The sequence below is a fragment of the Lactobacillus ultunensis DSM 16047 genome, assembly GCF_001436305.1.
Taxonomy (GTDB): Bacteria; Bacillota; Bacilli; order Lactobacillales; family Lactobacillaceae; genus Lactobacillus; species Lactobacillus ultunensis.
Genome location: NZ_AZFO01000025.1, coordinates 25,947 through 34,977, shown reverse-complemented (window position 1 = coordinate 34,977; position 9,031 = coordinate 25,947). Strand labels below are relative to the sequence as shown.

The following is a 9,031-nucleotide window of genomic DNA, read 5'->3' as shown; positions in this document are numbered from 1 at the left end:
ATTTAACTAGCACCACGCGTATTTTCATTTCATTAAACGGCCAATATCTTAATTTAACTACGCCAATAATATTTTTACGTTTAATTGTTCCAATATAGCGACTATCTTTAGAGATACTGCGATGATCACCCATCACAAAATATGTTCCTTTAGGAATGCGATTATATTTATTAATGTAACTTAGCTGTGATTGAGTGTAATATTGTTGAAACTGACGTGAACGTGCAAGAGAAACCATGGTGAAATTCTGAGTAGCTGAAAAATCAGTATCACTACCCATATCCGTCATTTTTCTTCCTTTAGTTAACCATGGTTGGGCTAGTCTTTTACCATTGATATAAATCTGGTTGTTCTTGCTGACAATCTTTTCACCTGGTAATCCGATAACTCGCTTAATATACAAAGCACCAGGTTCATCGGGTGCTTTAACAATGACTACCTCGCCTCGCTTAATTTCAGCGTGACGAACAGAGATCAAGTGCTGACCATTTTCAAAATTAGGCTGCATTGACGAACCTGATACAGTATCATTACTCAATACAAAGTGAAAGAGTAAGAAAAAGATTCCCATTAAAACAGTCCAAATAATTGCAACGTCTAGGACAAATTTACCCCATGATTCTTTATCTTCTTTTTGTTCAGACATAAAAATTCCTCAATATTTTTTACCTAGAATACCGCTAATCTAAAAAATTAGCAAAACTAAAAAAGGATATTCCCGAGGGAATATCCTTTTTAATATTAGACTAACTCAAATTAGTCTTCTTTCTTGTCGTCAGCTTTAGCTTCGTCTTTCTTAACCTTTTCTTCAATCTTTGGAGAAATGTCGTAGATTGCTTCACCGTTTAAGTACAAATGCTTGTCGTCAGCAGTGAATTCAATCTTCTTAGTGTCAGGTTTTCTCAAGATTAACTTAGCAGCTGGAGTTTCAAGGTTTTGTTCAACAACTCTTCTCAATGGACGAGCACCGAACTTCTTGTCATAACCTTTTTCTGCTAAGAATGCCTTAGCTTCGTCAGAAACTTCAACCTTAACACCCTTCTTAGCAAGTACATGAGCCATCTTCTTTAAGTAAATATCGATAATCTTGCCCATGTCTTGTTCAGTTAAGGAGTTGAATGGAACAATTGCGTCCAAACGGTTCAAGAATTCAGGTCTGAAGTAATTTTCAAGAGCTGAGATTAACTTGTCTTGGTCAACCTTGCCGTCCTTAAGCAACTTGTCAGAGAAACCAGCGTTTGAAGTCATAATCAAGATAGTATCTTTGAATGAAACTGTTCTACCTTGTGCGTCTGTCAAACGACCGTCATCCATAATTTGAAGAAGTGCGTTGAAGACTTGTGGGTTAGCCTTTTCAATTTCGTCAAACAAGATTAATGAGTATGGTTGGTGACGAACTTTTTCAGTTAATTGACCGCCTTCACCATAGCCTACATAACCTGGTGCAGAACCAATCAACTTGTTAACAGCCATTTCATCTTGGTATTCACTCATATCCAAACGGATAAAGTGATCTTTGTTACCAAATAATTGAATTGCTAATTGTTTAGCAAGTTCAGTCTTACCAACACCAGTTGGACCTGTGAGCAAGAATGATCCAGTTGGACGATCATTGTCCTTGAAGACTTGCTTACGAGCAATAGCGTCCGTAATTACGTCAATTGCCTTATCTTGGTCAATTACGTTCTTCTTCAATTTCTTAGCTAAATCAATATTCTTTTGAGCTTCGTCAGCGTGGAGTTCACTCATAGGAATCTTGGTCTTTTCCTCAATAATTGAGTAGATATCCTTTTCAGTTACTTCTGGAGTATTCTTGGTATCTACATTCTTGAGTTGTTCTTGAAGTTCCGCAATCTTCTTCTTCATGTCTGCAGCCTTGTCATAATCTTCAGCCTTAGCAGCTTCTGATTTCTTAGTTTCAAGGGCATGAATTTGGTTCTTTAAACTCTTTTCATCAGTTGGTTGAACGAACAAAGCCTTCTTAGCACCTGCCTCATCCATCAAGTCAATTGCCTTATCTGGTAAGTAACGACCTTGAATATATCTTTCTGATAATTCAACAGCCAACTTAAGACTAGCGTCACTGTACTTTACGTGGTGGTAGTCTTCGTATTTCTTCTTCAAGCCTTCCAAAATCTTAACAGCTACATCAGTAGTTGGTTCTGGAACTTGAACTGGTTGGAATCTACGTGAAAGAGCTGGATCCTTTTCAATTCTTTGATATTCACTGGTAGTAGTAGCACCGATCAACTTCAAGTCACCACTTGCAAGAGCTGGCTTTAAGATGTTGGCTGCATCACCATTGTTGTTTTCAGAATCAGTAGAACCTGCACCTACAATGTTGTGCAATTCATCAATGAATAAAACAATGTTAGGATCGCTCTTAGCTTTGTCGATGACTTTCTTTAATCTCTCTTCAAAGCTACCACGAAGGCTAGAACCAGCAACCATGTCATTAATATTTACAGAAATAATGTGCATGTTAACCATCTTAGCTGGAACATTGCCTGAAGCAATTCTTTCAGCAAGACCTTCTACAATAGAAGTCTTACCAACACCAGCAGGTCCGATTAAAACAGGATTGTTCTTCTTACGTCTTGATAAAATCTCAATTACGTTGTCAATCTGTTCATCACGACCAATTACTGGATCGAACTTATTGTTCTTTGCTTCTTCAACTAAATCCACGCCAATTGGTTTTTCATTAGGTTGTTGTGGGTTTTGTTGAATAGTTTGTGGGGTTGCTCCCATATTGCTTGAGTAATGAATTGGAATAGAACCTGAAGTACCATTGTTGTTTCTTCTATTACCAAAGTCGTCGTTAAAGAATGAGTTGTTTAATTCGTTAAATAAGTTGTCAAAATCGTTGTCAAAGTATGCCATATATGCAACACTCCCTAAAAATAAATTTAAGCCTTTAGCACTCTCACTCGTTGAGTGCTAACTCTTTACATTTATTAGTATAGCAGGTTATCCACATAATGCAAGTGAAATATCAAAAGTTTTCCACATTTTTGCGATAATTTGTGATTTTAAAATAAAAAGCACTACAAATGCTTATATATCAGCATTTATAGTGCTTCACAAATTATAAAGATTTTCTTAAGATAAGGCCAAAATACCTTATTTTTTTGGCCTAAATATCAAAGTTTTCCACAGATTTAAATTGATTTTGCTCATTTCTACCATTGCTCTTGTCTTTACTGCTACTTTGTCTAGTAGCAGGACCTTGATTATTCTTATTCTTAACCGGTTCAAGCAAATATTGCTCTATCACTTGGACTACCTGTTGGTTCTGCGGCAAGTCAGAGTGGTCTGCTTCTTCACCTGTAACAGTCATGGCAGTATAGTTCTTAACTTGATTTTGAAAAATGTACTTGCCTGCTGCTACGCTGGCTTCTGGTACAATTCCATCCGACTCATAGTTTTTACCACCAGATAATGAATAAACTACTAAATTTTGTGGAATTTTCTTCTTATCTTTAATCAGATCTTCTAGCATCTGAGTTCTATGATTAATATTGCTTTCACTAAAATTATATGGCGTACCCAGCATCATCAATCTCTTCATCGTGATTTCATCTGAATAAGTAGAATAATAATGTTCCAGCCAATACGTCCAGATCAAACCACCATTAGAGTGGCCAAACGCCTTAAAATTGTTAAATTTATAATTCTGCGAAATAGCATAAAAAGCTTGATCTAGCCAACCAGCCTGCTTCTTAATGTTGCTATAGCCATCTTTATTATTTTGAAAACCAATGATAATGAACGGTTCATGGTCATTCTTATTAATAGTTCCAGAATAAGATAAAACACCTTTAGTCGATACATTAATTTTCAAAACACTGTGTTTAACTGGCGTATCGCGATTCAATTGATTAACCAGTTGATTAAAACGCTCAGTTGTGGCACTCGATCCCGGGACCATAATTACTGGTGACAAAATTGATTTTTGTCGTTGAGCACGTGCCTTGTTGTTCCCTTTCATCCAGTTATACCCAGGTATAGCTAAGACCATCACTATAAGCGCAACTAAAACTAACCATTTTAAATTAGGATTCTTTTTTAAATTAATTTGCTTTTTGCTCATATTCTCTCAGTCTCTTCTCGATTTTTTGACCCCATAAAGTAATTGGAATAAATAAAACAACGTCCAAAATAAACAAACAAATTGAAAAGATCAAATTTATCCAATTACCATTTGAACCAAAAAAGGCAATTAGTATTCCTGGAGTTCCTTTTAATACAGGGTAAACACACGGAGGAATAAGATGACAATATATTGCCGCAGCTGCTATCACTACATTGATCAAAGGAATAATTACAAATGGTAGAAAAAGTACAGGATTCAAAATAATCGGCATCCCTACCATAAATCCCCAGTTAGCATTGAAAACTGCTGGCAATAGATTAGCTTTAGCTACATTTTCATTTTGTTTATTCTTCCGTACAAGCAAAATGATCACAATCAACGCCAAAATAATGGTGGCACCACCCATTGCACCGTAAGGATAAACTAATGAACTACCTAAGAACTTATAAGGTACATTCCAAGCACTCCCGTGTTTTAATGCATAATTCAAATTAGCGGTCGCCGCTGTACTAGTAGCTGCATTAGTCAATGAAGACAAAGGATAGCCAATTCCAATCCAACTAAGCATCATTACTAGTAATAATAAAGGAAGAATTTCCCATAAATTATTAGATCCCTGAATTTGGGCCACCAAAGTTTTAAAAGTATCAGAATTCAGGATCTTAATCTGTAATTCGTAGATGACAATTCCTAAAATCATCCCACATAGAACAGACACTGCTAAAGGCAAAAGCGCATTCCATGCTCTCTGTTGAATGTGTCTGGCATGTTCATAAGTTACAGAATGATGTTCTTTTCCCAACCAGTGAAAGATTTGTCCTACGCCATAACCTATCAACAATGCTAAGAGTAAAGCATTAACCTTAAGGATACTTGAAGAAAACGGAGAACGATCGCCCGCGCTATTGCCCACATTATTGGCATATGCACAGAACATTACAACGATCACTGCCGTCATTCCTGCTAAAGTCGAATCCCTTTTATACAACCGGGCTGTATAACGAGCAGCAAAATATGCGGCATACAGACCAAACAAGCCAAAAGTAACCCGGACAAAGCCCTTACTAATAAAAGCTCCCGCATACCAGATATGATCTGACATTGTTTCATCAAAATTCAAAATATTATAGATAAAACTGTCAGGTGAAAAAACTACATCTTGCATAATTTGAAAGTATGAACCAACTATTGCAATTGGCATCAACATTAACAAGGTTCGCTGAAATATTCTAAAGATCGATAGTCTTCTTACCCGCAGAATGAAATTTACTGCTTTATCTCCCATAGTCTTTTCCCTTTACCTAGCTTCAATAAATATGATTGAATTAAATTAGTTAGATCTATTATACATTTATGCTAGGAAGTTGGTCATTATGGCTTACATTGAATTAAAAAACAATACCAAAACTTATCCTTCTGGCGATACTACTATCTATGCCAACAAAGATATTACTTTTTCCGTTAATCAAGGAGAACTAGTAATCATCTTGGGATCTTCTGGTGCTGGCAAATCAACTTTATTAAATATTCTTGGCGGAATGGAACCTAATACAAGTGGCGATGTAATCGTAGCTGGCAAAAATATTGCCAAATATAATGCAAAAGAACTAACCACATATCGACGTAATGATGTCGGCTTCGTTTTTCAGTTTTATAACTTGATCCCCAACCTAACAGCTAAAGAAAACGTAGAATTAGCTGCGCAAATCGTACCTGATGCTATGGACGCTGATGAAGCTTTAAAACGAGTAGATTTATCCGACAGGGAGAACAACTTTCCAGCCCAATTATCAGGTGGTGAACAGCAGCGTGTAGCAATCGCACGTGCAATTGCTAAGAAGCCCGAATTGCTTTTATGCGATGAACCTACAGGGGCATTGGACTACAAAACTGGCAAGCGGATCTTAAAGATACTGCAGAATATGAGTCGACAGAACGGTTCTACTGTGCTGATCGTAACGCATAACGCTGCTATTGCACCGATTGCTGACAAAGTTATTCACATTCACGATGGCAGCATTCAAAATATCGAAATTAATCAGCATCCCGCTGATATCAGCACAATTGAATGGTAGGTGTTAATTATGCGCAAAACTATTCTTTGGAAAGATGCGTTGCAAGCAATTACCCACTCACTTGGGCGTTATATTGCTATTATCTTGTTGATCGGCCTAGGTACTTTTGCTTTCGTTGGCTTAAAAATGGCCGGTCCAGACATGCGAGCCACAGGTGCTGACTTTTTTGCCAAACATAATCTTGCAGACGTAACCGTCATGTCAAATTATGGTATTAATTCGACTGATCGAGTGACGATTCAAAATCTACCAGAAGTAAAAGAAACAGCATTCGGTTATTTTCAGGATGTAAAAATCAAAAACAGCAGCGATACTCTGCGCGTTTTCTCCCAGTCCAATAATATTTCTAGCTATCAGTTAATGAAGGGGCATTTTCCAGATAATAAACATGAAATTGCACTCAGCTATTTATTAAAGAAAAAATATCGACTAGGACAAAAAATTAGTTTTGCTAAGCCAGGCATTCTCAAAAATCACACTTACAAAATCGTGGGCTTTGTTAAATCCAGCGAGTTTTTAGACAAAAACCAGATTGGTCAAACCAGTATCGGTGATGGCCGCCTAACAGGAATTGCAATTACATCCCATAACGCATTTGCTTCACCTGTATATCAAGTTTCACGTGTAACGTTTAAAAATACAGCCAACTTAAGTCCATTTAGTGTAACTTACCGCAATCGTGTTTATCGTGATCAACAGAAGCTGCAAGATGCTTTAAATGAAAATCGTAAAGATAAGTACGACAAATATGTCTTAATGTACAAGACAGAATACAGAAAGAAAGCAGCCCAGCAATTACTAAAACGCGGTATTCCTATTAATCCTAACCAAATTAAAGTACCGAAAAATAAAATCAAAATTCCCTACCCTAGCTACACGATTAGCGGTCGAGAAGAAAGTCAAGGTTATTCATCATATCGGGCTGACTCAGAAAGAGTTGAAGTGTTAGCTAATGTCTTTCCGGTCTTTCTCTTTGCCGTAGCCGCTTTGGTCAGTTTAACGACGATGATGCGCTTCGTTGAAGAAGAACGGACTAATATTGGTACCTTAAAAGCACTAGGTTATAGTAACGGTGCGATAGCCATCAAGTTTTTGCTTTACAGTACTTCTGCAGCAATCCTAGGCGTTATCGGTGGTTCAATTTTAGGTTATACCTTCTTGCCAGATTTAATAATCAAGGCTTATCTCGCTTCCTCAACTTTAGGCACAGGTTATCAGTTGAATTTTGCTTGGATGCCATTATTAATTTCACTTGTCGTTGCTTTGCTCTCAACTACGGTTGTTTCAATGTTTACTCTATGGCAGACACTGCGTGAACAGCCTGCAGCTTTACTGTTGCCTAAGCCTCCAAAGAATGGTTCCAGAATATTGCTAGAACGCATCCCTTGGTTATGGCGCCACATGAGCTTCTTTGCTAAAGTCACAGCTCGCAATATTTTCCGTTATAAGAGTCGAATGTTAATGACTATTCTAGGCGTTGCTGGTTGTACAGGCTTACTGGTTATGGGCTTTGGTATCCGTGATTCCTTACAAGGCATTGGCAACATTCAATACAACGATCTCCAAAAAAATGACGTAATTGCGCTCAAAAGCAAGGACGTTTCTAAAAATGCCCAAAAGGAATTAGATGATCTGTTTAAAGAAAAGGCATTTACTCAAACCAATGCTGTGCAATACCAACAGTTGACCAAACTTCTTAAAAGTAACGGTTCAATCGAAAATATAATGTTAATAGCACCGCAAAATACAACAACTTTTAGGAAGTCAATCAACTTACGGCAACGACAAGACAAGAAAAAGTTGATCTTGTCAGATAATGGCGTAATCATTTCAGAAAAATTAGCTACCATTCTTCATGCAAAACGCGGTTCATCCATTTCTCTTAAAAACAGCAATGGCAAGACTTATCGTTTCAAAGTAAATGGGATTTGTGAAATGTATTTAGGGCATTATATCTTCATGAGCCCTCGTGAATACGAAAAAACAATGGGTAAAAAATACGCAGCAAATGCTTATCTAGTTACGATGAAGAAACATGATCCAGCTTTTGTAAATAAGGTTAGTCAAAAATTGGTCAAAACTGCGGCTATTGAAACTGTAGTTTCTAATTCATCTAATCGAAGTTTGCTTGGCAGCTTTACTGGTAGTTTAAACGAAGTGATTTTTATTCTAATTCTTATTTCAGGGATGCTAGCCGTAGTTGTAATTTACAACTTAACCAACATTAACGTAGCTGAGAGAATTAGAGAACTTTCTACAATTAAAGTATTAGGCTTTTACGATAATGAAACTACGATGTATATTTACCGTGAAACCATCATCTTGTCGATATTAGGAATTATTGTTGGCTTCGGTTTTGGTTGGTGGCTGCATCATTTCATTATCACCAGTCTGCCACCAGATGTGGCAATGTTTGATCCAAACATGTACCCATTGAACTTCGTTTGCTCTGCATTAATTCCGGCAATAATTACTGCCGTTCTAGCAATCGTAGTTCATCATAAGATCAAACGAATTAACATGCTTGATGCGTTGTCGTCTATTGATTAACAGTCATTATGCTATAATGACACCTATAGAAAAGGTGGAGAAAAGAATGCCAAGAAAACACTTTGAATTAAACAGCGACGTTAGTAAATTAATCGATAAATATGATGAAATTAACGATGTTAATTTCAATGAATTAGTCAATAAGGCTTTAAAATTCTACCTTATTAACAAAATGAACTATAAAGATGTCAAAGATGCTCTAAATGAAACCGACAATGAAGCTTCAAAATACGTTGACGAAACACTTCGTTCAAGCATGGGCGACATCAATCGTAATTATTAAAATTGGGTATAAGAAAACCAGCAAGTT

General features: G+C 36.9%; 7 protein-coding genes. 3 read left to right on the top strand and 4 right to left on the bottom strand.

All coding sequences use genetic code 11. The features are described from left to right. The 4 genes from lepB to FC57_RS07715 all read right to left on the bottom strand — a co-directional run. Positions 1 to 646 (bottom strand): signal peptidase I (gene lepB / locus FC57_RS07730; protein WP_082617764.1); only part of this gene is annotated, 646 nt, incomplete at its 3' end. Between the two features lie 110 nt (positions 647 to 756). Beyond that, complete coding sequence (locus FC57_RS07725; RefSeq protein ID WP_007125939.1) at positions 757 to 2,883, bottom strand: ATP-dependent Clp protease ATP-binding subunit; 2,127 nt, start codon at positions 2,881 to 2,883, stop codon at positions 757 to 759. A gap of 253 nt (positions 2,884 to 3,136) precedes the next feature. Then, entirely contained in the window at positions 3,137 to 4,093 is a 957-nt protein-coding gene (locus FC57_RS07720) for an alpha/beta hydrolase (protein WP_007125938.1), read from the bottom strand. After that, positions 4,074 to 5,381 (bottom strand): PTS transporter subunit EIIC, encoded by a 1,308-nt coding sequence (locus FC57_RS07715; protein ID WP_007125937.1) that lies wholly within the window; start codon positions 5,379 to 5,381, stop codon positions 4,074 to 4,076. Before FC57_RS07715 ends, FC57_RS07720 begins: the two co-directional genes overlap by 20 nt. Before the next feature lie 88 nt (positions 5,382 to 5,469). Between FC57_RS07715 and FC57_RS07710 the strand changes: the two genes are divergently transcribed. The 3 genes from FC57_RS07710 to FC57_RS07700 are packed head-to-tail and all read left to right on the top strand — an operon-like array spanning position 5,470 to position 9,004. Further along, complete coding sequence (locus FC57_RS07710) at positions 5,470 to 6,171, top strand: ABC transporter ATP-binding protein (RefSeq protein WP_007125936.1); 702 nt, start codon at positions 5,470 to 5,472, stop codon at positions 6,169 to 6,171. Between the two features lie 9 nt (positions 6,172 to 6,180). Then, entirely contained in the window at positions 6,181 to 8,721 is a 2,541-nt protein-coding gene (locus FC57_RS07705) for an ABC transporter permease (RefSeq protein WP_040529515.1), read from the top strand. A gap of 46 nt (positions 8,722 to 8,767) precedes the next feature. Next, on the top strand, positions 8,768 to 9,004 hold the full coding sequence (locus FC57_RS07700) for a hypothetical protein (RefSeq protein ID WP_040529514.1): 237 nt from the start codon (positions 8,768 to 8,770) through the stop codon (positions 9,002 to 9,004). Positions 9,005 to 9,031: the final 27 nt, after the last annotated feature.

What these genes read in the sequence shown, in the direction of transcription:
- FC57_RS07705 (WP_040529515.1), top strand. Translation starts at nt 6,181, where the DNA reads ATGCGCAAAACTATTCTTTGGAAAGATGCGTTGCAAGCAATTACCCAC.
- FC57_RS07720 (WP_007125938.1), bottom strand. Translation starts at nt 4,093, where the DNA reads ATGAGCAAAAAGCAAATTAATTTAAAAAAGAATCCTAATTTAAAATGG.
- FC57_RS07700 (WP_040529514.1), top strand. Translation starts at nt 8,768, where the DNA reads ATGCCAAGAAAACACTTTGAATTAAACAGCGACGTTAGTAAATTAATC.
- FC57_RS07715 (WP_007125937.1), bottom strand. Translation starts at nt 5,381, where the DNA reads ATGGGAGATAAAGCAGTAAATTTCATTCTGCGGGTAAGAAGACTATCG.
- FC57_RS07710 (WP_007125936.1), top strand. Translation starts at nt 5,470, where the DNA reads ATGGCTTACATTGAATTAAAAAACAATACCAAAACTTATCCTTCTGGC.
- FC57_RS07725 (WP_007125939.1), bottom strand. Translation starts at nt 2,883, where the DNA reads ATGGCATACTTTGACAACGATTTTGACAACTTATTTAACGAATTAAAC.